At 76.8% G+C, this 23542-nt stretch carries 17 protein-coding genes; 7 read left to right on the top strand and 10 right to left on the bottom strand.

Annotated elements, in window-relative coordinates; all coding sequences use genetic code 11:
* Window positions 1-140: 140 nt before the first annotated feature.
* The 5 genes from ACPXCB_RS22055 to ACPXCB_RS22035 all read right to left on the bottom strand — a co-directional run bounded on the left by ACPXCB_RS22055 (window position 141) and on the right by ACPXCB_RS22035 (window position 8558).
* Window positions 141-1700: a hypothetical protein gene (locus ACPXCB_RS22055; protein ID WP_425877449.1), complete on the bottom strand. Its 1560-nt coding sequence runs from the start codon at window positions 1698-1700 to the stop codon at window positions 141-143.
* A 173-nt stretch (window positions 1701-1873) separates the two neighbouring features.
* Window positions 1874-3967 (bottom strand): amino acid transporter, encoded by a 2094-nt coding sequence (locus ACPXCB_RS22050; RefSeq protein WP_425877448.1) that lies wholly within the window; start codon window positions 3965-3967, stop codon window positions 1874-1876.
* Between the two features lie 85 nt (window positions 3968-4052).
* Window positions 4053-4454, bottom strand: a complete 402-nt coding sequence (locus ACPXCB_RS22045; protein ID WP_425877447.1) for a hypothetical protein — start codon at window positions 4452-4454, stop codon at window positions 4053-4055.
* A 328-nt stretch (window positions 4455-4782) separates the two neighbouring features.
* Window positions 4783-5553, bottom strand: a complete 771-nt coding sequence (locus ACPXCB_RS22040) for a DUF5995 family protein (RefSeq protein WP_425877446.1) — start codon at window positions 5551-5553, stop codon at window positions 4783-4785.
* A 110-nt stretch (window positions 5554-5663) separates the two neighbouring features.
* Entirely contained in the window at window positions 5664-8558 is a 2895-nt protein-coding gene (locus tag ACPXCB_RS22035) for a helix-turn-helix transcriptional regulator (RefSeq protein ID WP_425877445.1), read from the bottom strand.
* A gap of 184 nt (window positions 8559-8742) precedes the next feature.
* On the opposite strand from ACPXCB_RS22035, the gene ACPXCB_RS22030 reads away from it, so the two are divergent.
* Both ACPXCB_RS22030 and ACPXCB_RS22025 read left to right on the top strand, forming a co-directional pair.
* A complete protein-coding gene (locus tag ACPXCB_RS22030; protein ID WP_425877444.1) occupies window positions 8743-11001 on the top strand; it encodes an AAA family ATPase in 2259 nt (752 codons plus the stop codon).
* A gap of 142 nt (window positions 11002-11143) precedes the next feature.
* The gene (locus ACPXCB_RS22025; protein ID WP_425877443.1) at window positions 11144-12037 is read left to right on the top strand and encodes an aldo/keto reductase; all 894 of its coding nucleotides are present in this window, start codon (window positions 11144-11146) and stop codon (window positions 12035-12037) included.
* Window positions 12038-12072: 35 nt separating this feature from the next.
* On the opposite strand, the gene ACPXCB_RS22020 is transcribed toward ACPXCB_RS22025, so the two are convergent.
* From ACPXCB_RS22020 to paaI, 3 genes are all read right to left on the bottom strand, one after another.
* Window positions 12073-12639, bottom strand: a complete 567-nt coding sequence (locus ACPXCB_RS22020; RefSeq protein ID WP_425877442.1) for a dienelactone hydrolase family protein — start codon at window positions 12637-12639, stop codon at window positions 12073-12075.
* Between the two features lie 103 nt (window positions 12640-12742).
* Window positions 12743-13849 carry a nucleotide disphospho-sugar-binding domain-containing protein gene (locus ACPXCB_RS22015; RefSeq protein ID WP_425877441.1) on the bottom strand — a complete coding sequence of 369 codons (1107 nt, stop codon included), beginning with the start codon at window positions 13847-13849 and terminating at the stop codon, window positions 12743-12745.
* A gap of 73 nt (window positions 13850-13922) precedes the next feature.
* On the bottom strand, window positions 13923-14375 hold the full coding sequence (gene paaI, locus ACPXCB_RS22010; protein ID WP_311412642.1) for a hydroxyphenylacetyl-CoA thioesterase PaaI: 453 nt from the start codon (window positions 14373-14375) through the stop codon (window positions 13923-13925).
* Between the two features lie 274 nt (window positions 14376-14649).
* Between paaI and ACPXCB_RS22005 the strand changes: the two genes are divergently transcribed.
* The gene (locus ACPXCB_RS22005) at window positions 14650-15147 is read left to right on the top strand and encodes a fluoride efflux transporter FluC (RefSeq protein ID WP_425877440.1); all 498 of its coding nucleotides are present in this window, start codon (window positions 14650-14652) and stop codon (window positions 15145-15147) included.
* Entirely contained in the window at window positions 15144-15506 is a 363-nt protein-coding gene (crcB, locus tag ACPXCB_RS22000) for a fluoride efflux transporter CrcB (protein WP_132234770.1), read from the top strand. The genes ACPXCB_RS22005 and crcB overlap by 4 nt, the downstream gene beginning before the upstream one ends.
* A gap of 21 nt (window positions 15507-15527) precedes the next feature.
* On the opposite strand, the gene ACPXCB_RS21995 is transcribed toward crcB, so the two are convergent.
* Together ACPXCB_RS21995 and ACPXCB_RS21990 are read right to left on the bottom strand one after the other, a co-directional pair.
* A complete protein-coding gene (locus tag ACPXCB_RS21995) occupies window positions 15528-15857 on the bottom strand; it encodes a hypothetical protein (RefSeq protein WP_425877460.1) in 330 nt (109 codons plus the stop codon).
* Window positions 15854-17074 carry an MFS transporter gene (locus ACPXCB_RS21990; RefSeq protein ID WP_425877439.1) on the bottom strand — a complete coding sequence of 407 codons (1221 nt, stop codon included), beginning with the start codon at window positions 17072-17074 and terminating at the stop codon, window positions 15854-15856. The genes ACPXCB_RS21995 and ACPXCB_RS21990 overlap by 4 nt, the downstream gene beginning before the upstream one ends.
* A gap of 156 nt (window positions 17075-17230) precedes the next feature.
* On the opposite strand from ACPXCB_RS21990, the gene ACPXCB_RS21985 reads away from it, so the two are divergent.
* From ACPXCB_RS21985 to ACPXCB_RS21975, 3 genes are all read left to right on the top strand, one after another.
* Complete coding sequence (locus tag ACPXCB_RS21985) at window positions 17231-18217, top strand: LacI family DNA-binding transcriptional regulator (protein WP_425877438.1); 987 nt, start codon at window positions 17231-17233, stop codon at window positions 18215-18217.
* Window positions 18218-18428: 211 nt separating this feature from the next.
* Window positions 18429-19130: an alpha/beta hydrolase gene (locus ACPXCB_RS21980; protein ID WP_425877437.1), complete on the top strand. Its 702-nt coding sequence runs from the start codon at window positions 18429-18431 to the stop codon at window positions 19128-19130.
* A 185-nt stretch (window positions 19131-19315) separates the two neighbouring features.
* Window positions 19316-23494, top strand: a complete 4179-nt coding sequence (locus ACPXCB_RS21975) for a SpoIIE family protein phosphatase (RefSeq protein WP_425877436.1) — start codon at window positions 19316-19318, stop codon at window positions 23492-23494.
* The last annotated feature ends 48 nt before the right edge of the window (window positions 23495-23542 follow it).

Here is a 23542-nt window from a genome sequence, read left to right as displayed (position 1 = left end):
GCGAGCCACAACTGGAGGAAAGGAGCGGGCAAATGAATGCACGCCTGAATCGAAAACTGCCGGCAGCCCTGGCGGGGGGGGGCCGCGCCGCCCGGGGGGGGGGGGGGGGGCGGGCCGGCCCCGCCCCCCCCCGCGACGGGTCACCGGAAGCAGTTCGCGACCGGCACCCGGCTGCCCTCGCAGTTGGTCGGCTCGTTGTCGATGATCTCGGTCTCGTCGTCGACCTTGACCTGCGCCTTGTCGGCGAGGAGGCCGCTCGGCTTCACGGTGGCGACGTTGCCGGTCACCCTGCTGGAGTACAGGGAGACCTGGCCCAGCGTCGCGAAGACGCCGCCGCCCGTGGACTTCGCACCGACGGCGTGGTTGCGGTGGACCTCGCTGCGGCGCAGCAGGAGGTTCGACTTCTCGGCGTGGATCCCGCCGCCGGAGCCCCGCGCCGTGTTGCCCGACACGACGCTGTCGTCGAGCGGGACCAGGCCCTGGACGGTGGAGATGCCGCCGCCGTTGCCCGTGGCGGTGTTGTCGCGTACCTCCAGGCCGCGCAGGAAGATCAGCGCGTCCGAGTTGGCGATGCCGCCGCCGGTCTGGGCGGTGTTGGCCACCACCTTCGTGTCGGCGACCCGGGTACGGGCCGAGAAGCTGGCTACGCCGCCGCCCTGCGCCGCGTTGTTGCGCGCGAACGTGCTCGAGTGCACCTCTGCCGCGCCCCGGTAGTTGGCGAAGCCGCCGCCGTACGCGACGGCGCTGTTGCCCCGGAACTGCGAGGTCTCCAGGCTCAGCACGCCACCGTTGAGCAGGCCCCCGCCCTTGCCCGCGGTGCCGGCGGCGTGGTTGTCGACGAACGTGCTCCCGGTGACCACCAGGTGCCCGTCGTTGAAGATCCCGCCGCCGCCCCCCTCCGCCGAGAGGGAGGTGCTGTCGACGATCGTGGTGCGCTCGACCACGGCGGACGCGCCGTGCACGATGTGGATGCTGCCACCCTCGGCGGCGGAGAGGCCGTTGCGGAGCACGACGTCGGAGAGCGTCAGTTCCCCGCCGTCGCGGACGGTGAAGAACCGGAACGCCTCGGCGTGCCCGTTCCGGACGATGGTGGCCCCCTCGCCCCGGACGGAGATCGGGTGGTAGATGACGGGCAGCCCGGCCCGGTCGTGCTGCGGGTTGCGCGGGGGCGCCTCGGCGTCGCCGGGGTTCTCGGCGCTGTCGGCGGTCTCCCGGGCGTCGCGGATCCCGCCGTCGTACTCGTCGGGCTGCTGGAAGGCGTGGGTCAGCTCGTACGTGCACTTCGACGCCAGCCGCAGGTCGGCGCCGCCCTCGGCGTTGGCCCGGACCAGCGCCGAGATCAGCTTCGCCGAGTCGCACGGCACCGCGACCTCCGCGCGGTTCCCCCGGCCCGGCCGTCCGGGTCGGTCGTCCGGCTGCCCGCCGCGCCGCTCCTCGCGCGCCTGGTCACGGTCCTCGACGGCGTCGCCGCGGGGCCCACCGGAGTGGTCGCCGGCCCACTGCGACGGCGACGACGACGTCGGCGACGACGACGACGTCGGCGAGGCGGTCGGCATCTCCCGGTCGGCGGCGAAGGCGGCGCCATCCGTGAGCCCGGCCGCCCCCGCCACCAGGCTGCCCGCCACCAGGCCGCCGGCTAAGAACCACCTCGACCGCCGCCTGAGTGGTGCTGCCCGCCGGCCCCCTTGATACGTCGTCATCAGGCTTCCCTGCCTCTCGTGCATGCGTGCCACGGCCGCGTCGAACGGGACGCGGGGCGGCTGACGTCGCGACAGCCACCGGAGGTCACGATACGGACGAGAATCGGGCAAGTCCGTCGAACGTGAATAAGCGAACTATTCACCTCGACAGGGACGAGAGGGCACAGCGTGGGTCAGCCGCCGACGTGGATGCCGGGCCGGCGGGCAGGGTCCGGCTCGGACTTGCGGATGATCTCCCGCACGACGGGCGGGGTGTCGCCGCGGCCGAGTATGAGGTAGCGCAGCAGGTGCGCGAGCGGGTTCCCCTCCGACCACTCGAAGTGCGCGTGCGGGCGTACGCCGGTGGCGTCGCGCAGCGCCAGCAGGATCGCCGCGATGGCGTTGGGGACGGCCGGGCTGCCGGCGCGCAGCACCCGGAAGCCACCCACCTCCACGCCGCGCACCCGCAGCACCTGGCTGAAGTCCGACGGGTCGACCACGTCGATCTCCAGGAAGAGGATGTCGCCCTCGCCGGGCACGGGATTCATCGCCCGCTGCGCCCGTTCCTTGACCGTGTACTCCTTGACCGCGCCGCCGGCCCGCTTGTGCGCGATGAGGTGCAGCCGGCCGTCGTGCGCCACCGACTCGGCGATGAACCGGCGGGCCGGCTCGTCGAACTCGATCCGGTCCGTGCGCAGCTCGGTGGTCCGGGTCACCCGCGAGACCAGCGAGACGGCCACGATGCCGAGAACGAACAGCGCGGAGATGGCGATGCCGTCCGGCTTCGCGACGACGTTCTCGGCGAGGGCGTACAGCAGGACCATGGTCAGCACGGCGAAGCCGCCGGCCGCGACGCGTTCCCGGCGGCGGGCCGCGGAGATGGTGACCGCCACGGCGGCGGAGACCATCATCGCGAGGATGCCGGTGGCGTACGCCCCGGCCTGGTCGTTGACGTCGGCCCCGAACACCAGGGTGATGGCGACGCTGACCACCGTGTAGACGATCACGACCGGCCGCACGGCCCTGGCCCATTCCGGCGCCATCCCGTAGGTGGGCAGGTAGCGGGGCACGATGTTGATCAGGCCGGCCATCGCGGAGGCCCCGGCGAACCAGAGGATCAGCACGCTGCTGACGTCGTAGACGGTGCCGAACGCCTCCCCGAGGCGCGCGTGGGCGAGGTACGCCAGCGCCCGGCCGTTCGCGGCCCCGCCCGGCCCGAACTCCCGGGCGGGGATCAGCACGGTGGTCACGAGGGTGGTCGAGACCAGGTACACCGACATGACCAGCGCGGCGGTGGTGAGCAGCCGGCGGGTGTTGCGGATCCGCGCCGCCAGCCGCGCCTCGCGGTCCGCGCCCCCGCCCGCCACCAGCGGCATCATGCTCACCCCCGTCTCGAAGCCGGAGAGCCCCAGCACCAGCAGCGGGAACGCCAGCACGGCGGTCACCGCCACCTCCCCGGGGCCACCACCGACGCTCAGCGCGGCGGTCCAGTCCGACAGCGTCCGCGGGTCCGCCGCGATTCCGGCCAGCCCGTCCGCCACGATCAGCGCGTTCAGGGCCAGGAAGACCGCGACCAGCGGAACGGCCACCGCGACCGCCTCCCGGAAGCCGAGCAGGAACACCCCGCCGAGGACGAGCAGCAGTACGACGGTGACGCCGACGGCCACGGCGGTGCCGCCGACGCTCTCGGGCATGCGCGGGTTCTCCAGCAGGTGCACGGTCGCGTCGGCCGAGGAGAGGGTGATCGTGATGATCCAGGAGGTGGCCACGAAGCCGAGCAGGACCAGCACGAAGATCTTGCCGCGCCAGAACGGCAGCAGCCGCTCCAGCATCGCCACCGAGCCCTGCCCGTGCGGGCTCTCCCGGGCCACCCTGCGGTACATGGGCAGCATGCCGAACAGCGTCAGCGCGACGATGAGCAGGGTGGCCAGCGGGGAGAGCGCCCCGGCGGCCACGGCCGCGATCCCGGGCAGGTACGACAGGGTGGAGAAGTAGTCCACCCCGGTCAGGCACATGACCTGCCACCACGCCCGCGAGCGGGCCTGCCCCTCCGCCGCCTCGGGGCCGACCGGCTGCACCTGGTGCGCGAACAGCCACCGGCGCAGCGGGCTCAGCGGCGCGGCGGGCCGGGCGGGGCTGGCCTGCGCCTCCGGGACGGCGACCGGGCGCCCGGCACGGTCCCCGGGACGGGTGGGGTCCCGGGCGGCGCGCAGGTCCCGTGGCGGGCCGGCGGGCGGCGGCCGGCGACCACGCGTGCGCCGCGACCTCGGCCCGTGCTCGTCACGCATGCCCCCTCCCCACCCTCGGCCGTCCTGACCCGACCGTAGGCGGTCGCCGGCCGGCCGCCCGCCCGAACGGTGAAGCCGGGACGGCTCAGTCGCCGTCGCGGGCAGCCAGCACCCGGGCCAGGGCGTCGGGCTCGGCCACGGTGACCGTCGCCCCCGGGTGCCGCAGCCACCCGCCGGGCAGCAGGGCGGGCACCGGCTCGGCGAAGCGCAGGCAGAGCCCGGCGGCGGTGCTGCTGGCGAAGGTGACGCCGGCGTCGGCCAGCGAGAGGCGCGCGCCGATCCCCCGCCACCAGCGGTACGGCCCGGTGGGCGCGACGCCGACGACGTTGCCCCGGGCGGTGCGCAGCTGCCACGGGCCGAAGCGGACCACCAGCTCGGCCCGGTCGACGCCGACCCAGGCGGTCGCCGGCCGGACGCCCACCAGCGCGAGCGCCGGCCGGAAGACCGGGTCGAAGCGGAACGCGAACCGGTGCGCCTCGCCGGTCATCGCGCGCCGCCCCGGGTGGCGGGGCGGGCGTCGCCCGGTCGGGCGGGACGGGGCGGGGCGACGGGCCGGGGACGGGGTCGGGCGGCGGGCCGACGGGCCGGGTGACTCATGGCGCGCGCGTACCCCGTGCGGGCCGGCCGACACCCCCCGGGCCGGCCGACCCGCGAACCCCTCGTCCCGTCCCGGGCCGCGCGGACCCCCCGGGCCGCGCGGACCGTTTCCCGACCCGGGCCCGCCGCCCCCCGGCGAACGAGCCCTGGTCCGGCGGGGACGCGTCCCCGCGCTCCGCCGGGTGCCGGGTGCGGAGCGCGGGGACCCCCCGTCACGGCTACTGCAGGAACGCCCCGAGGGGCGAGAGCAGCAACCGACCGAGCGCCGCGGCGGTGTCGTCCAGCCGCGCGCGCTCGCACTCGTGGGCGGCCGGGTCGTGCCGGCACCGCCAGATCTTCTGCGCGTTGCGCCAGGCGACGTCGCGGGTGTACTCGACCAGTTCCCCCTGGTACCAGTCGTCGATGTCGCCGTTGAGCATGTCGATGAGCAGCTGCCACCGCTCCAGGTAGCCGCGCCGCAGACCGGGGATCTTGTCCGCGAAGATGTTGTTGATCTCCAGGTAGTCGCGGTGCTGGTCGGTGCCGTCCACCGGCTCCGACTCCAGGCTGTCGAACGTGGTCACCAACGCGAACGGCAGGTCGAAGTTGATGTGCGCGTTCACCCCGGCGGCCGCCGACGGCAGCGGGCGGGCGTCCGGCCCGCGCATCCGCTGGAACAGGCAGGCCCATGCCTTCGGCGTACCCGGGCTGGAGTCGGTCCACAGCCGCATCGCGTCGAAGTAGCGGGCGGCGAACTCCACGTCGAGCCGGGACAGGAACACCGGGTCGGCGAACCGGTCGTCGTAGAGCCCGTTCAGCACGCTCTCGGTGATCGTCAGGTACAGCCGGTTGAAGTCGGCCAGCGGGCAGCTCGCCTCCAGCGGAGGCAGCCGGACCAGCATGTCCTGGAGCTTGGCGAGGTGGTCGACCACCGCCGGCACGTCGGCCGGATGGTCGGCGAGCAGATCGACGATGTCCCGATGCACGGGCCCCCACACCGGTTCCGTCATCTCTCCTCCACAGTGGTTCCCCCGGCACCCCCGTGCCGTCGCGACGCAGCACAGCCTGCCAGCCGGCGACGGCCGGCCGGATCAGTAGAACGACGTATCCGCGCCGCGCGTCAGCCGGGCCGGTTGCGTAGGAAGATCGTGCTGGCCTGTACCCGGGTGCGGACCTGGAGCTTGTCGAAGATGTGCGAGACGTGCACGCCGATGGTGCGTTCGCTGATGAACAGCCGCTGGCCGATCTCCCGATTGGTGAGCCCCTCGGCGACGGCGGTGAGCACCTCCCGCTCACGGGCCGTCAGCGCCGCCAGCTCGTCGCCGTCCGCCCCGCCGGCCGGAGCGCCGGTGGCCGGACGTTCCTCCAGCGACACCCGCGCCCGGCCGGCGAGGGTACGGATCTCCGAGGTCAGCGGCACCGCGCCGAGCCCCTGTGCCACCGCGTACGCCTGCCGCAGCAGCTTGGCCGCGGTGGCGCTGCGGCTGCGTCGGGCCAGCAGCGCCTCCGCCTGCCGCAGCCGCGAGTACGCCGCCGGGTAGGGGTGGTGACGGCGGTCCCACTGCGCGACCGAACGGGCCCACAGCTCCGGGTCGCTGCTGTCGAGGCGGCTCACCTCGGCGGCGCACAGCGCCAGGAAGCCGTCCACCACGTCGCGCACCGGGCGGGCGGCGTGCTCGCTCTTGCGGGCGACCCGGTCGGCCACCTCCCGCAGCCGCCGCACCGCCGTCGGGTCGACGGCCACGGCGCGGCCGGCGTGCGCCTCGGCCTCGGCCCGCAGGCCGTGCCAGACGAGCGCGGCGAGGATGCCCACGTCGTCGGAGCGGCTCTCGGTCAGGCCGCGCTGCACCGCCTGCCGGGCCAGGTCGTGCCGGCCCTGCCACATGGCCAGCCCCGCCCGCAAGGTGAGCAGCGGGATCACGTGCCGCGCCCCGCCGCCGGCGAGCATCGTGGCCACCGCGTCCAGGTCGCGGTCGGCGGCCTCGACGTCGCCGTAGCCCACCGACAGCCGGCACCGCGCCAGCAGCAGCTCCACCGCGTCCGCGCCGGAGGGGCGGTGCCGCAACGCCGCCGCGACGACCTTCTCCGCCTCGGCCCACTGCCCTACGCGGAACAGCCCGTTGGTGGCGATGGCCAGCAGCCGGGTCTCGTACGTGCGGCCCAGGCCGAGCTCGGCCATCCGCTCGGCGCCCCGGCGGGCCACCACGACGCCCTCCTCCAGGACGTTGAGCGGGCCGGTCAGCAGCTCCGCCAGGTGCAGGTACGCGCAGGCCACGTCCTCCGGGCGACCGGAGCGCTCGGCGGTCTCCAACGCGCGGCGCATCACCGCCAGCCCGGCGTCCGGGTCCTCCAGGTACGCCTCGGAGAAGCCGAGCGCGGCGCTGGCCAGCACCACCTCCGACGTGGAGCCCGGCACCTCGGCGGCCAGCTCGAGCGCCTCCCGGGCCCGCCGGCCGGCGTCGGCGTACCGGCCGAGGTGCAGCAGCAGCTCGGCCAGGTGCGCCGCGGCCGTGGCCCGCTCCCGGGGCGTGCAGTCGGCGGCCTCCAGGGCCAGCCGGTACTCCGCCTCCGCCGGCGCCGACCGGCCGGCGGCGGCCAGGTAGCGGGCCCGGCGGATGTGCAGCGCGCAGGCCGACGGGCCGGCGTCGGCGGCGGCCAGCTCCTCGATCAGCGTCAGCGCCCGGGCGTGCTCGCCGCAGTGGTGGGCGGCCTCGGCGGCGTGCCTGAGCAGCGTGACCCGGTCCACGTCCGGCGGTGCGACGCCCGGCGCGGCGGCCAGCTGCAACGCGACCGACCAGTGCCGGTGCGCCTCGGCCCAGCCGTGCAGCCGCTCGGCCTCCCGGGCCGCGGCCATCGCCGCCGGCAACGCCCGCGCCGGCTCGCCGGCCAGCCGCCAGTGGTGCGCCAGGCGCGCCTGGTGCAGCTCCGCCGGGGCCGCGGTGAGCGCCTCGGCGTAGCGGCGGTGCAGGGCGGCCCGCTCGGCCGTCAGCAGCTCGTGCTCCAGCACCTCGGCGACCAGCCGATGCCGCAGGCGGTAGCCGTCGTCCGCGCTCACCAGCAGCCGGTGGGCGACCGCCGCCCGGGCCGCCTCGATCAGCTCGTCCTCGGGCAGCCGCACCACCCGGGCCAGCAGCCAGTGCCCCACCGGCTCGACGCCGGCCGCCACCGCGTGCACCACGGCGTGCGCGTGCTGCGGCAGCGCGTCCACCCGGGCCAGGAAGATCTCGCGCAGCGTGTCGGAGAGCCCGTCCCGCCCGTCGCGCACGTCGCGGGCCAGCTCCTCCACCACGAACGGGTTGCCGCCGCTGCGCCGCCACACCAGCTCCGCCGCCTCCGGAGTGAGCGCCCGGCCGACCACGGCGGTGGCGAGCCGGTCGGTGCCGGCCCGGTCCAGCGGGGCCAGGTCGAGCACCCGCACCGTACGCAGCCGGCGCAGCTCGGTGAGCACCCGGCGCAGCGGGTGCGCGCCCTGCAACGACTCCGCCCGCACCGCTGCGAGCACCGACAACTGGAGGTCGCCCAACCCTGCCAGCAGGTAGAGCAGCAGCTGGCGGGTGCTGCGGTCGACCCACTGGAGGTCGTCCAGGACGAGCACCAGCGGCCGCCCCTCGGCGATCAGGTGCAGCCCCCGCGAGACCCGCTCCAGCAGCGCCCCGGCGCCGTCCGGGCCGGCGGTCTCCTCGGCGAACACCCCCAGGAGGTCACGGACCGCCGAGGAGGTCCGGGCCTGGGCACCGGTCAGTTCGGCGTCGAGGCGGCGCAGCGCCTGGAGCAGCGGGTGCAGGGGCGACGCGTCGCCGATGTCCAGACAGGAGCCGGTGAGCACCAGGGCCCCGGCGTCGCGCAGCCGGGTGCCCACCTCGCGCAGCAGCCGGGTCTTGCCGACGCCGCTCTCGCCGGTGAGGAAGACGGCGGCGGTGTTTCCCTGCGTGACGTCGTCGAGCAGCACGGACCGTACTGTCGTCACCAGGTCGGCCCGGCCGACGAGTGGTGCGGTGTCCACGTCGCTGGCCATGGCACGCAGCCTAGTCAAGTGCCCCCGCACCGTTCTACGGGTCTTTCGCGCCTGTGGTACTCCTCGCGTCGACATCGCGACCGACGGTTGCGCAGGGTGGACATACGTCGTTCGGCAGATCCCCCGTCGGCCCATCGGTGACAGTGTCCGAGGCGTCGTCAGCACCGTGGGGAAGGCGGGTGCGATGCCCATGGCCACCATCGTCGCCGGTTCGCAGCGGTTCACGTCGGCAGGCTGGCCGGTACCGGAGGAGAAACGCCTGGTCACCGTGCTGTTCGTCGACATCGTCGGGTCGACCGCGCTCGTCGACCGGCTCGACCCCGAGGACGTGCGGATCCTGCAACGGGCGTACTTCGACACCGTGGGCGGGGTGCTGCGCCGGTGGCACGGGGTGGTCGAGAAGTACGTCGGCGACGCGGTGATGGCCCTGTTCGGGGCCCGCCGGTCCGACGGGTTCGACGCGTACCGGGCGGTGCGGGCGGCGCTGGAGATCCAGGGGGCCCTCGACCGGCGACCGCCGCCCGGCGCGCCGCGCCTCCGGGTCCGCGCCGGGGTGGCCACCGGTGAGGCGCTGGTGGACCTCGCCGCGGCGCGCGACGGCGGGCACGGCGTGGCCAGCGGCGCGGTGATCACCACCGCCGCGCGGTTGCAGGAGTACGCCCCGCCGGGCGGGGTGGCGCTCTGCACGGCCACCCACCGCGCCACCGTGGGGCTGGTCGACCAGCGCCGCGTACCGCCGGTGGCCCTGGCCGGCAAGGCGCTGCCGGTCGACGTGTGGCACGCCACCGGCACCATCCGACCGGCCCCGACCCGGCACGAGGGGCCGCTGGTCGGGCGGCGACGGGAACTGGCCGCCGCCCGGGACCTGATCGTCCGGGCCGTGCGGGGCCGCGACCCGCGCTGGCTGTCGCTGGTCGGTCCCGCCGGCAGCGGGCGCAGCCGGCTGCTGCACGAGCTGACCCGGGCGGTACGGACCGTGGACGGGGCGCCGGTGCGCTGGTGCGTCGCGCACTGCCCGCCGTACCCGGAGCCCCTGGCGCCCGTCGCGGACCTGGTGCGCGGGATCGCCGGCCTCCGCGCCGGTGAGCCGCCCGCGACGGTACGGCGACGGCTCACCACCGCCCTCACGGACCTGGTGCCGCCCGCCGGCCTGACCGAGGCGGTGTACGCGCTGGAGGCGCTGCTGGTCACGCCGGACGGCTCCGGCGACGCGACGCGGGGCGTCGAGGTGGCGCGGGAGGCGCTGCTGGGGCTCGCCGCCCGGCAGCCGGTGATGGTGGCGGTGGACGACCTCGACCGGGCCACCGCGACGCTGCACCGCTTCCTGCACCGGCTCTTCGCGGCGGCCACCGCGCGGTCGCTGCCGCTGGTGGTGGTGACCCTGCACCGTCCGGAGTGGACGGATGCGCTGTCCGGCCCCCGGGAACGGCGGCACCGGTTGGCGGTGCCGCCGCTGCGCCCGGTGGAGACCGGACGGCTGCTGCGCCACCTGCTCGGCCGGGCGGACCGGCCGACGGCGACGATCGCCCGGCTGCTGCCGCTGGTCGGCGGCAGTCCGGGGCGGGCCGCCGCGTACGTGGCGTCGCCGGACGCGGGGCGGTCCGTGCCGGAGTCGGTGCGCCGGGAGGTCGACGCCCGGCTGGATTGCCTGGACGGGGCGCGGCGGGCCGTGCTGATGGCCGTCGCGACCGTCGGCGCGGGGAGCACCGCCGCGACGGTGGCGCGCCTGCTCGACTGGGCCCCCGGGCGGGCCGCCCCGGTGCTGCGCGCCCTGGCCGCGACGGGTCTGCTGGTCACCCGCCCCGACGGCCGGTACGCCGTCGTCGACGCGGTGGTCCGCGAGGTCGCGTACGCCCGGCTGCCGAGGGCGGCGCGGGCCGCGTTCGCCCGCCGGGCCGGGCGGCCGGCGGAGGCGGCGCCGTCGGTGTCCGTGGGCGTCCCCGCCCCCACCGCTGACGTGCGGCCGGCGCGCGTCGACGCCGACCGTCCGGCGGCCCGGAACGCTCGCGGGTCGCACCCGGCACCGCTCCGGCGGCCCGCCGCCGCACCCCGTCCCGCTGCCCCGCCCCGGCCCGCCCTCGCGTTCCGGGTCGGCGACGCGCCCCGGGTCGCGGTGCTGCCGGGGGCGCGTTCCGCGCCCGGTCCGCTGGTCGCCGTCCCCGCGGAACGGGTCGGGGGCGGCCGGGTGGTGGAGCTGCGCGGCTGGATCGCGGCCCGCGGTCGCCGCCCCGCGGCCGGCCCCGCCCCGTCGACCGCGCGCGACCGCGTCGTCGTCGACCTGAAGACCGGCAAGCCCACCGCCGGCACGGCCGACGACCGCGCCGAGCACCCGGCCGGCTCCGCCGCGACGGCGGCCCTCGGGGCGGGCGGTTCGGCGCGTTGGCAGGGGCGCGGGCAGCGGCCGAGGTGGGCCCTGCCACGCGGCAGGCCGGTTGCGGCGTGAGCGGGCGGTGTGCCGGACGCCGCGGCGAGGTGGGCGGCCAGGGGGATCTCCCCCACGATCCAAACTAACGGGGATTCGATCCGGGCGGTATCGGGCGGCCGACCGAGTGCGCGCCCCGGGGTCGGCTGGCTAGGTTCGCCCGATGCCTGTCGAAGACATCACCGCCTCCGCCGCCGGTACCTGGACGCTCGGCGACCGCACCGTGCACCGGATGGGGTTCGGCTCCATGCGGCTCACGGTCGACCCGGACCGGGCGCGCGCCGTCCGCGTCCTGCGCCGGGCCGTCGAGCTGGGCGTCAACCACATCGACACCGCCGCCTTCTACGTCTCGCCGGGCGGACCGCTCGGCGTCGGCACCGGCTCGCCCCGGTACGCGACCGACCTGATCCGCGAGGCCCTCGCGCCGTACCCGGACGACCTGGTCGTCACCACCAAGGTCGGGCCGTCCTTCGACGAGGCGACCCGGCACCGGGAACTGGGCCCGGCGGAGCTGCGCCGGGAGGTGGAGGAGAACCTGCGCCGGCTCGGCCGGGACCACCTGGACGTGGTGAACCTGCGGATCGTCCGGCGACCCGGGCGCGACTCGGTGGCGGAGCGGTTCGCCGCCCTGGCCGAGCTGCGCGACGCCGGGCTGATCCGGCATCTCGGCCTGTCCAACGTGCGGGTGGATCACCTGGACGAGACGCGGGACATCGCGCCGGTGGTGTGCGTGCAGAACGCGTACGCCCTCGACGTGAACCGGTGGGCCGACGAGCTGCTGCGGGTCTGCGGCGAGCGGGGGATCGCCTTCGTGCCGTTCTTCGCGATCGCGGGCGTCGGGCGGGAGGCGGGCGCGGGCGGCGACCACGACGAGGCCGTACGGGCGGTGGCGCGCGCACACGACGCGACCCCGCACCAGATCCGCCTGGCCTGGACGCTGCACCAGGGGCCGCACGTGCTGGCCATCCCCGGCACCGGCGACCCGGCGCACCTGGCGCAGAACGTGGCGGCCGGGGCGATCCGGCTCACCCCCGAGGACCTGGCCCGCCTCCGCTGACCGCGGGCGCCCCGCCCGCGCGGCGTGGTGGCGCGTCAGCGACCGTCGAGGAAGGCGACCGCCCGCTCCCACGTCCGGCTGGCGGCCGCCGGGTCGTGGTCGGGCAGGTCGGGATCGGTGTAGAGGTGACCGACGCCGGGATAGCGGTGGACGCTCAGCTCCGCGCCCGCGCCGGTGATCGCCCGCTGCCACCGGCCGAGCTCGGGCTCCGGGGGGTATTCGTCCGGGTCGGCCATGTGCAGCTGCACCGGCAGGCCCGGACGGACCGCCTCCGGCGCACCGCCGGCGCCGTGCAACAGCAGCAGCGCGGCGGCGGCGGGGCGCTCGGCCAGCAGCGCGCCGGCCACCGCGGCCCCCATGGAGAACCCGGCCAGCACCGCCTCGGGCGGCGCCTCGTGCAGCGCCGCTCTGGCCCGGCCCATCACGGCCACCTCGCCGACCTCGTCGAGCAGGGCGAAGCCCGCCTCGATCGTGTCGACGGCCGGCGCGCCGTAGAGGTCGGGGGTGACGACGTGGTGGCCGGCGGCGCGCAGCCGGTCGGCGGCCGTCAACACGGCGGGCCGCAGCCCGTAGGCGGAATGAAACAGCACGACGTGTCCCATCGGGACATTCTGTCTGACGAATGCGACAGGGCCGGGCCGCCGCGCGGGCCGGGCCGCCGACGCCAGCGGTGTCGTGGGCGCTGGCGGTGTCGTCGGCGCCGGGTCAGCCCAGCGATTCCAGTCGCCGCACCAGCTCGCTCGGCGCCGGCATGGCGGCGATCTCGGCGCCGACCTGCCGCGCGGCGTCGCGCAGCGCGGTGTCGGTGACGAGCCGGGTCAGGGTGTCGGCGGTGATGTCGCGGGTGCGGGCGGCGATGCCGGCCCCGCGCGCGGCCACCAGCTCGGCGTTGTGCCGCCGGTCGCCCGCCCCGACGGTGGCCAGCTGCGGCACCCCGGCGATCAGCGCGCTCAGGACGCTGCCCGCGCCGCCGTGGTGGACCAGCGCCGCGCTCGCCGGCAGGGCCGCGGGGACCGGGATCCAGTCGACCGTACGCACGTTGCCGGGCAGCGCCCGACGGGCCAGCCGCGCCTCCGGGCGGACCAGCACGAACTCGGCGTCGACCCGGTCGGCGACGGCGACGACGGCCGGCATCGGTCCGGCGCTGCCGGGGCCGGCGACGGTGCTGCGGCTGACCAGCACCCGGGGCCGCTCCCCCGGCTCGCGCAGCCAGTCCGGCAGCTCGCCGCCCGCCTCGGTGGCGTAGCGCATCGGCCAGCCGTCCTGACGCAGCACGCTGGGCGGGGCGACGGCGATCGCGGCGGCCGGCGGCGGCAGCTCGGTCAGGCCGTGCCGGCGCAGCGCCGGGCCCAGCCGCGCCAGGGTCGCCCGGGCCAGCTCGCGGCCGTCGAAGAGGGCGTTCTCCTGGCGTACGGCGGGCACGCCGAGCATCGCGGCGGCGAGGGCGCCGGCCACCGCGAACGGCTCGTGGACCACCAGGTCGGGTCTCCACTGCCCGGCGAGGGCGACCACCCCGTCGGCGAGCTGGTCGTTGACGGCGCCGAAGAGCAGCCCCGCGCCCCGGGTGCCGGCGGTGCCAGCCAGTTCGGCCCGCGCGGTCAACGGGTGGCGCAGCAGCACACGGCGGGCGATGCGTCCGAAGTCGAACGCGGGCGCGACGTCGCGCGCCGGCAGCCCGGGGCGCACCGCCCGCAGCCCGTCGGCGGCGGTGGCGACGAGCACCTCGTGCCCGGCGTCGCGCAGTGCGGCGGCCAGCGGCAGCAGCGGAGCGACGTGCCCGATCAACGGCGCGGAGACCACCAGTACTCGCACCGCGCCGATGCTAGCCGCGCCGGAGCCCGTCGTGGGGGCGCCGGGAGACGCGGCCCGGGGGCGGCCGGCGGGGTCAGCCGGCGGTCGGGGGCAGCGTGCGGCTGCGGCCCCGGAACTCGGCCACCACCGCGCCGTCGTCCCGGGTGACGGTGACGTCGTAGATGCCGCTGCGGCCGTACCGGGTGCGCTCGGTGGCGTGCGCCGTCAGCAGGTCGCCCTCGTGGGCGGGACGGACGAAGCTGATCTCGCCGCCGGCGGCGACGGTGGCCGGGCCGTGGCTGTTGCAGGCCAGCGCGAAGGCGGTGTCGGCGAGCAGGAACACGAACCCGCCGTGGGCGATGGCGTGGCCGTTGACCATCGCGCCGGTCACCCGCATCCGGGCCACCGCCGCGCCGCCGGCGGCCTCCACCAGCTCGATGCCGAGCCCCCGGCTGGCGACGTCGGCGGCGAACATGGCGTACGCGGCGTCGCGGCCGGCCACCTCAGCCGTCCCGCCGTCGCTCGACGACCGCCCCGTCCCGCCCATCAACCGCTCCACGCCCGTCCGGGGCGGCCCCCTCGACCGCCGGTCCCGGTACCGTACGCCGGCCCGCGCCGCCCGGGACCAACGGCACCGGCACGGGCCTCCGGGTCGCGGTCGCGCCGCGCTGTCCTGGTCGGAGGAGTGGTGGCATCGGGCGGGGCAGCCGTCGCCGGGGTGCGCTGACGCCCCCGGGACGCCCCGACGACCGCCGCGCCGGACGTTAGGCTGGCGGGCGCGCGCCGAGGTCACGCCCTGTGGCACCGGCGGGGAGGGCGAGGTGACCGGACCGGATCCGCGGGTCGACCCCGACGTCGACCTGCGCGTACCCGCCGACCGGGGCGAGCTGGCCACCCGCCCCGGCGCGGTGCTCGGGTCCGTCGCGGCCGGCGGCGCGCTCGGCGCCCTGGCCAGGGCCGGCCTCCAGCACGCCGTCCCGCACGGCCCGACGGACTTCCCGTGGGCGACCTTCGCCGTCAACCTGACCGGGTGCCTGCTGATCGGTGTCCTGATGGCGGCGCTGGAGCGCTCCGGTGGCCGTCGACCGCTGCTGCGCCCGTTCCTCGGCGTGGGCGTCCTCGGCGGCTACACCACCTTCGCCACGTACGCCGTGGACGTCCGCCTGGCGCTCGACGCCGGCGCACCGGAGGTCGCCCTGGGCTACCTGGCCGCCACCCTGCTCGGGGCGCTGGTCGCGGTCTGGCTCGGCGACGCCGTCGCCGGCCGGCTGCTCGACGCCGCCCGCCACGGCCGGCCGCAGCGCGGGGCCGGCCGGTGACCGTCCTGCTGATCGCGCTCGGCGCGGCCGTCGGCGCGCCCCTGCGCTACCTCACCGACCGGGCGGTGCAGGCCCGGCTCGGCAGCGCCTACCCGTGGGGCACGCTGACCGTCAACGTGACCGGGTCGCTGCTGCTCGGTCTCCTGGCCGGGCTGCCCGTCGGCCCGACCGCCGGCGCCCTGCTCGGCACCGGCTTCTGCGGCGCGCTGACCACGTACTCCACGTTCGGGTACGAGACGCTGCGGCTGGCGCGCCGGGGCCGGCGGTTCCTCGCGCTGGTCAACGTGCTGTCCAGCGTGGCCGCCGGCCTCGGCGCCGCCACCGTCGGCTTCGCCCTGGCCCGGGCCGTCGCCGGCTGAACGGGCGGTCCAGCGGGCGGCTCAGCGGGCGTGGCGCTCCGGGTGGGCCCGGTTCCACGCCCGCATCCGCTCCGGGTAGCCGGTGCGGGCAGCCTCGTACAGCGGCACCGCGTGCTTGCGGGCGATGGAGCCGGCGGCGCGCGGCGAGCCGGTGCGACGGCGGATCCACTCGCCGTCGTGGGCGATGGCGACCACGGTGGTGTCGGTCGCCGTGGTCTCCGGTTCCAGGTAGGACTCCGCGCCCCGGCGGCTGGCCACGAACGCCTCCAGCGCGGCCAGGTCCTCCCGGGTCGCCGCGCGGACCCGGCCCCGGCGGGGCGGCGGACGAGCACGGGCCGGGTGACCGCTCAGCGGGCCGGCGGGCGGGTGGCCGGCACCAGGGCGAGGGTGGGCAGCAGCAACAGTGGCACGATGAGCAGGGCCCGCAGGGTGCCGACGCGGTCGCCGAGCAGGCCGAGCAGCGGGGGGCCGGCGAGGAACGCCGTGTAGCCGATCACGGCGACCACGCTGACCCGGGCCGGCGCCCGCCGCTCGTCGTCGGCCGCCGCGCTCATCCCCACCGGGAAGCCCAGCGACGCGCCGAGCCCCCAGAGCGCGACGCCGGCGATCGCCACCGGCCCGGAGTCGGCGAGCACCGCGACGCCCGCGCCGAGCGTGGCGAGCAGGATCGTGGTGGACAGGACGGGCACCCGGCCCCACCGGTCCAGCGCGACGGTGCCTGCCGTGCGGCCCAGGGTCATGCCGACGACGAAGACGCCGAAGACCGCGGCCCCGGCGGCCTCGCTGAGGCCGTGGCCGTCGATGAAGGCGACCGCCAGCCAGTCGCTGGCGCTGCCCTCGGCGAACGCCGACACCAGCACCAGCAGGCCGACGAGCAGGGTGCGGGGCTCCCGCCAGGCGGCGAGCAGTTCACGGCGGCGCTCGGCCGGAGCGGCCGACGCGGAGGCGGTGCCGCTCTCGGCCACCGGCAGGAACGACCGGACGGCCAGCAGCGTGCCGAGCAGCACCACCGCGGCCAGCGCGGCGAGGTGCGCGGCGACCGGCACGTCGAGGCGGGCCGCCCCGGCGCCGAGCCCGGCCCCGGCCACGGACCCGAGGCTCCACGCCGCGTGGAAGCGGGGCATGACCGTACGCCCCAGCCGCCGCTCGACCGCCGCGCCCTCGACGTTCATCGCCACGTCGCAGGTGCCGGAGCCGTAGCCGAGTGCGCACAGCCCCACCGCGACCCCGGCCAGGGAGCCGGCCACGGCGGCGACGCCGGTCACCGTCAGCCCGGCCGCGAGGAGCAGGGTGGAGAGCGCGACCGTGCGGGCCGCCCCGAGCCGCTGGGCCACCAGGCCGGCGGTGGGCATCGCGAGCAGCGCGCCGACGGACATGGCCAGCAGCAGCAGCCCGAGCCGGCCCGCGCTGAGCCCGAGCGCGTCCCGGGCGGCGGGCACCCGGGAGAACCAGGTGGCCACGGCCAGGCCGTTGAGCGCGAAGACCACGGCCACGCCGGTACGGGCAGCCAGCACCGCCCGGGGCGCGGCCGGGCGCGGCGTGGCGGGCGGGGCGACGGTGCGGCTCACGTGGCGGTCCTCTCGCCTCGGGTGGTCTACCGCCCGATCCCACACCTGAGAGCGCTCTCAGGACAACCCGGTCTCACCCCTTACCGTCAGCGCGCCGGAGGGGGATGATTCGGTCGACCGTCCACGCCGCGACGGCCGATCACGGGGAGGACCGGAATGGCGACGACACACCGAACACCGACCCTGGAGGACGTCGCCCGGGCGGCGGGCGTCTCCCGGGCCACCGCCTCGCGGGTGCTCGCCGGCACCGGCTACGCCTCCCCCGCCGCCCGCGAGCGGGTGAACGTCGCCGCCGACCGGCTCGGCTACGCGCCGAACCCGGTCGCCCGCGCGCTCGTCCAGGGCACCGGGTTCCGGCTGGTGGTGGCGGTGACCGGCACCGCCGCGACGGTCCTCGACGACCCGTACGTCCACCGGGTGCTCGGCGCGTGCGCCCGGGTCTGCGCGCCGCACGGACTCGGGGTGGCGCTGCACTGGCTGCCCACCCGGTCGCCGGGCGAGGTGCGCCGGCTGGCCGGGGACCGCAGCGTCGGCGGGGTCGTCCTGATCAACACCACGGAGGGGGTGCTGGACGCGATCCCGGCACGGCTGCGCGGTCGGGTGGCCTCGATCGGCATCGGCTCCGCCCTCGTCCCGGCCTTCGACGTGGACAACGGCGGCGGCACCGAGGCCGTGGTCCGGCACCTGTACGCCACCGGGCGCCGCCGCATCGCCATGGTGACCGGGCCCCGCTGGCTGTCCTGCGCCGGCCGGTCGGTCGGCGCGTACCGGCGGATCGTGCGCGACGCCGCCCTGCCGGAGCGGCTGGTGCCGGGGGACTTCAGCGCGGACCGCGGCCGGGCGGCGGCCCGGGAGGTGCTGGAGCGCTGGCCGGACACGGACGCGATCGTCGGCAGCAGCGACGCGACCGCGCTCGGGGTGATCGACCGGCTGCGCGGCGATGGCGTCCAGGTGCCCGGGGACGTCGCGGTCACCGGCTTCGACGACATCCCGCTCGCCGCGATGACCACCCCCGCGCTGACCACGGCGACGCATCCGGTGACGCAGATCGCCACGGCGGCGGCGACGGCCGTGCTGGGCGGGCGACCGGTGCCGCCGGCGACCATGTTCCCGTCCCGGCTGGTCCGCCGGGTGAGCGGATGAGCCGGTCCCCGGCCGCAGCCGCGCCGGCGGGACCCGCCGGTGGGCGGGCGCGCCGCTCGCCGAGCACGCCCGTGGCGGGCCGCCGCTGGCCGATCGCGCCGTGGCAGGCCGCGTGGTGGGACGCGTTGGCGGGCCGCGCCGGTGGGATTGCGCGTCGGGCTGGCGGGTAACCGCCGGCGCATGCCCGCCCAGGACGAGGAGCGGTGATCCGGTGACCGAGCCCGCGCCGCCGCACCGGCAGCCGGCGGAGAACCCCCGGCACGGCCGGCTCACCGCGCGTCCGGCACCGCCGACCGCCCTGGCCGCCGGCGGGCTGGCGTCGCTGACCGACCCGCGGGGTGCCGCGCTGGCGATGGTGTACGCCCCGGAGCCGGTCGACGGGCCGCCGTACCAGCTGGTGCTGCTCCTGCACGGGGCCGGCGGCTCGGCCCGGCAAGGGCTGGACCTGCTGCTGCCGGTCGCCGACGCGCACCGGCTGCTGCTGGTCGCCCCGCAGGCGGTGGCGAGCAGCTGGGACCTGATCGGCGGCGAGGGCTTCGGGACGGACGTACGGCGCATCGACGGCCTGCTGGCCACGGCCTTCGCCGGCTACCCCGTGGCGCGGGTGGCGTTCGGCGGGTTCTCCGACGGCGCCTCGTACGCCCTCTCCCTGGGCCTGACCAACGGCGACCTGGTCGACGCGGTGCTGGCCTTCTCCCCCGGCTTCGCCGCGCCGCTGGTGACCCACGGCCGGCCCCGGGTCTACGTCTCGCACGGCACTCGGGACCCCGTCCTGCCGGTGGACGTGTGCAGCCGTCGCCTGGTCCCCCGCCTGCGCTCGCTCGGCTACGACGTCACCTACGACGAGTTCCCGGGCCCCCACGAGATCCCCGCCCCCATCCGCACCCGCGCCACCACCTGGCTGACCACCTGACCCCACCCCCGACCCCGCCCCCACGGGCCGCCGGTCGGGGTGCCGGTCGGGGTGCGGGTCGGGTCACGTCGATCGACGGTTCGGGCGTGACCGGTTGGGGAAAGTGACTCCGGCGGGACGATGAGGGGCAGGATACGGCGGCTGCTTGCGACCCGGAGACCAGCGCGGGGACAGGGGGCCGGGACGTGGATTCGAAGCAGCTCGTCGGACCGGCGGGCGCCGGTGCGTCCGTCGATGACCTCTTCGCCGGCGACGACCCGACCAGCGCCGCGCACCGGGCCACCGACTGGGCTGCCACCGCCCTGGGTCCGGTGGAGACCTGGCCGCCGGAGCTGTGCGCGGCGGTACGCACGGTGCTGCCGTCGAAGATCCCGATGCTGCTGTGGTGGGGCACCGAACTGGTGCAGATCTTCAACCACGCGTACACCCCGCTCCTCGGCGACAAGTACCCGGCCGCCATCGGTCAGCCGGGCGCGCGGTGCTGGCCGGAGGTCTGGGCCGAGCTGGGCCCGCTCACCGACCACGTGCTCGCCGGCCACGGTGCCACCTACGCGCAGAACCAGCTGCTCCTGCTCGACCGGCACGGCTACCTCGAGGAGACGTACTGGACCTTCTCCTACAGCCCCGTACGCGCCGGGCACGGCCGGGTTCCCGGCGTCTTCGTGGCCACCACGGACGTCACGGCCCGGGTGCTGGGTGACCGGCGGCTGGAGACGCTGCGCGAGCTGGGCTCGATCTCCATCGCGGCGGCGGACACCACCCGCGACGCCGTCCGGGCGGCGGCCCGGGTCCTCACCGGCAGCCCCGCCGACCTGCCCGCCGCGATGATCTACCTACGTCCCGGGGGCGTGGCGCCGGACGACGGCCACCTCACCGGCCCCGGGCCGGGCGGCAGCCGAGGGGCCGACGCGGACGACCTGGTCCTGGCCGCCTCGGTCGGCGTGGCCGAGGACGACGCCGCCGCGGGTCCCGGGTGGCTGCCGCAGATCGGCGAGGTCGCGCGCACGGGCCGCCCCGCACGGATCCGGGGAGTGGCCCTGCCCGGCGGCCCCCGCGCCAGGGCCGGGGCGGTCGTCGGGGTGCCCGTGGACGAGGTGGTGGTGCTGCCCCTGCTGGCCACCGGGCAGACCCACCCGGCCGGCGTGCTGGTCGTCGGCATCAGCCCCTTCCGGAAGCTGGACGAGGCGTACCGCGGCTTCCTCGACCTGGTGGCCAGCCGGGTCTCGACGGCGCTGGGCGACGTGCTGGCGTACGAGGCACAGCGGCGTCGCGCCGCCGCGCTGGCCGAGCTGGACGCGGCGAAGACGGAGTTCTTCACCGACGTCAGCCACGAGCTGCGCACCCCGCTGACGCTGATCGCCGGGCCGGTCCGGGAGAGCCTCACCGACCGGCGCGAGCCGCTCCCCGCGGGCCAGCGCGAACGCCTGGAGCTGGTGCACCGCAACACCGGCCGGCTGCGCAAGCTGGTCGACGACATGCTCGACTTCGCCCGCCTGGAGGGCGGCCGGCTGGACCCCGAACGGGTGGAGACCGACCTGCCGGCGCTCACCGTCGGGGTCGCCGAGTCGTTCGCGTACGCGATGCGCCAGGCCGAGCTGACCTACCGCGTCGACGTCGAGACGCTGCCGCGCACCGCGTACGTGGACCGCGACATGTGGGAGAAGGTGGTCGTCAACCTGCTCTCCAACGCCCTGAAGTACACCCTGGCCGGCGCGGTGCGGCTGCGGCTGCGGGGCGACGACGCGCACGTCACGCTGACCGTCGACGACACCGGCGTGGGCGTCCCCGCCGACCAGCAGTCGCTGCTGTTCCACCGCTTCCACCGCGTACGCGGCACCGGCGGCCGGTCGCACGAGGGCACCGGCATCGGGTTGGCGCTGGTGCAGGAGATGGTCCACCTGCACGGCGGCGAGGTCAGCGTGCGCTCGGTCGAGGGCGAGGGCTCGACGTTCACCGTCCGCCTGCCGTACGGCCGGCCCACCATTTCGGCCACGCGCCGCGAGCGGGCCCACGAGCCGGCCCACGAGACGTACGTCGCCGAGGCCCTGCACTGGCTGCCGGAGGCCGCGCCCGCCCAGGCGGACGCGACCGACGACGACGCCCGGGACGCCGCGACGGTGCTGGTGGTGGACGACAACGCCGACCTGCGCGCGTTCCTCGCGAGCCTGCTCGCACCCCACCACCGGGTGGTCGTCGCGGCCGACGGCCGGGAGGCGCTCGACCGGATCGCCGAGCGGGTGCCCGATCTGGTGCTGACCGACGTGATGATGCCCCGCCTGGACGGCTTCGGGCTGGTCCGGGCGCTGCGCGCCGACCGGCGTACCGCCGGGCTGCCGATCATCGTGCTCTCCGCGCGCGCCGGTGAGGAGGCGGCGGTGGAGGGGCTACGGACCGGGGCCGACGACTACCTGGCGAAGCCCTTCTCGTCGGAGGAGCTGCTGGCCCGGGTGGGCGCGCACCTGGAGCTGGCCCGGTTGCGCAACGAGGAGGCGACCTGGCGGGCGGCCCTGATCGAGTCCTTGCAGGACGCGTTCGCCGTGGTCGACGCCGGCGGCGCGCTGGTCGAGGCGAACGAGGCGTTCTGCCGCCTGGTCGGCACCGCCCAGCTGGCGACGCCGGTCGCGCCACCGCACCCGTGGTGGCCCGAGGCCGACGCCGCGCCCGCCGACCGGCGCCTGCTGATCGAGGTGCTGCGCACCGCGCGGGGCTCCGGCCGGGGACGGGCCACCCTGCCGCTGCGGCACGCCGACGGGCACCGGATCTGGGCCGAGGCGGTCTACAACTCGCTGCGGGAGCCGCGTACCGGCCGCCGCCTCTGGGTCGCCACCCTGCGCGACGTGACCGCCGACGTCCGCGCCGCCGCCCGGCAGTCCGCCCTGGCCGCGCTCTCCGGCCGGCTCGCCCGCGCCACCGACGTGGCCGAGGTGCTCGACGCCGGCCTGTCCGAGCTGTGCACCCTGCTGGACGGCACCCGCGGCCTGGCGGTCTGCGCCGACGCCGCCGGCACGCCGTTGGCGGTGACCCAGGGCCTGACGTTGACCCCGCAGGTGCAGCGGGCGCTCGACGGGCTGCCCACCGAGGGCGAGCCGCAGCTGGTCGTCGACGACGCGGGCCGGGTGACCGCGCTCGGGGCACGCGTCGAGCCGGGCGGGGCACCCGGCGGGGTGTGGCTGGAGCTGGACCCGCCCCGGTCGGTGCAGACGGTGGACCTGCCGCTCGTACGACAGCTCTGCGCGGCGCTGGCCCAGGCGCTGGTCCGCGCGCGGGCCTTCGAGACGCAGCGGACGGTGGCCCTGGCTATGCAGCGGGCGATGCTCGGCCCGGTCGACCTGCCGGCCGGGTTCGCGACCCGCTACCAGCCGGCGGTGGCGCCGCTCGAGGTGGGCGGCGACTGGTACGACGTGGTCCAGCTTCCCGGCGACCTCGTCGGCGTGGTGGTGGGCGACGTGGTGGGGCGGGGCCTGCCCGCCGCCACCGTGATGGGGCAGCTGCGCAGCGCCTCGCGCGCCCTGCTCCTGCAGGCCAAGAGCCCCGCCGAGGTGCTGTCCGCGCTGGACGACTTCGCCCGGATGGTGCCCGGCGGCGCCTGCACCACCGTCTTCTGCGCCATCATCGACCGCTCGCTGGGCGTGCTCCGCTACTCCTCGGCGGGCCACCCGCCGGGCATCCTGGTGCACCCGGACGGCTCCGCCGACCTGCTGACCCACGCCGGTTCGGTGCCGCTGGCCAGCGTCGCGGTGTCCCGCCGGCCGGAGGCCGGGGCGCGGCTGCAATCCGGTTCGACGCTGCTGCTCTACACGGACGGGCTGATCGAGCGACGCCGCGAACTGATCGACGCCGGCATCTCCCGGGCGGTCGCCGCGCTCACTCAGGGCCGCGAGCTGCCCGAGGGCGCGCTGGCCGACCGGATGGTCCGGGACCTGCTGCCCGACACCCGCAACGACGACGTGGCGGTGCTGGTCTACCGGCATCGGGAGCCGGCGGTCTTCGCCGCGACGCTGACCGCCGACGCCGGGCAGCTCGCGCCCACGCGGGAGGCGCTGCGGGAGTGGCTGACCGGCCTCGGCATCGGCCAGGCCGACGTCGACGCGGTGCTGATCGCGGCCGGCGAGGCGTGCGCCAACGCGATCGAGCACGGCTACCGGTTCGCCCCGGACGCGTCGGTCACCGTCCGGGGGCGGCTGCGCGCCGACCGGCTGGAAGTGGTGGTCAGCGACACCGGCGGGTGGCGGGACGCCAGCCCGGACGACGGCGAGCGCGGCCGTGGCCGGCTGATCATGACCCGGTTGATGGACGAGGCCACTGTCGCCGGCAGCGCCGACGGCACCACCGTACGCCTGGTCAAGCGCGTCTGCGGCACCTGACCGGACGCGTCCGACCCGGCGTCGCGGTGACGATCGGCCGGGGTCCCG

This window comes from Micromonospora sp. DT62 (genome assembly GCF_049847285.1).
GTDB lineage: Bacteria > Actinomycetota > Actinomycetes > Mycobacteriales > Micromonosporaceae > Micromonospora > Micromonospora reichwaldensis.
The sequence above is the reverse complement of the archived record's forward strand: the minus strand, read 5'-3'. Positions and strand labels throughout refer to the sequence as shown.

Coding starts and splice junctions, on each gene's coding strand:
- ACPXCB_RS22025 (WP_425877443.1), top strand. CDS start 11,144: ATGCCTGTCGAAGACATCACCGCCTCCGCCGCCGGTACCTGGACGCTC.
- ACPXCB_RS22035 (WP_425877445.1), bottom strand. CDS start 8,558: ATGGCCAGCGACGTGGACACCGCACCACTCGTCGGCCGGGCCGACCTG.
- ACPXCB_RS22020 (WP_425877442.1), bottom strand. CDS start 12,639: ATGGGACACGTCGTGCTGTTTCATTCCGCCTACGGGCTGCGGCCCGCC.
- ACPXCB_RS22040 (WP_425877446.1), bottom strand. CDS start 5,553: ATGACGGAACCGGTGTGGGGGCCCGTGCATCGGGACATCGTCGATCTG.
- paaI (WP_311412642.1), bottom strand. CDS start 14,375: ATGGGCGGGACGGGGCGGTCGTCGAGCGACGGCGGGACGGCTGAGGTG.
- ACPXCB_RS22050 (WP_425877448.1), bottom strand. CDS start 3,967: ATGCGTGACGAGCACGGGCCGAGGTCGCGGCGCACGCGTGGTCGCCGG.
- ACPXCB_RS22055 (WP_425877449.1), bottom strand. CDS start 1,700: ATGACGACGTATCAAGGGGGCCGGCGGGCAGCACCACTCAGGCGGCGG.
- ACPXCB_RS22045 (WP_425877447.1), bottom strand. CDS start 4,454: ATGACCGGCGAGGCGCACCGGTTCGCGTTCCGCTTCGACCCGGTCTTC.
- ACPXCB_RS22030 (WP_425877444.1), top strand. CDS start 8,743: ATGCCCATGGCCACCATCGTCGCCGGTTCGCAGCGGTTCACGTCGGCA.
- ACPXCB_RS21985 (WP_425877438.1), top strand. CDS start 17,231: ATGGCGACGACACACCGAACACCGACCCTGGAGGACGTCGCCCGGGCG.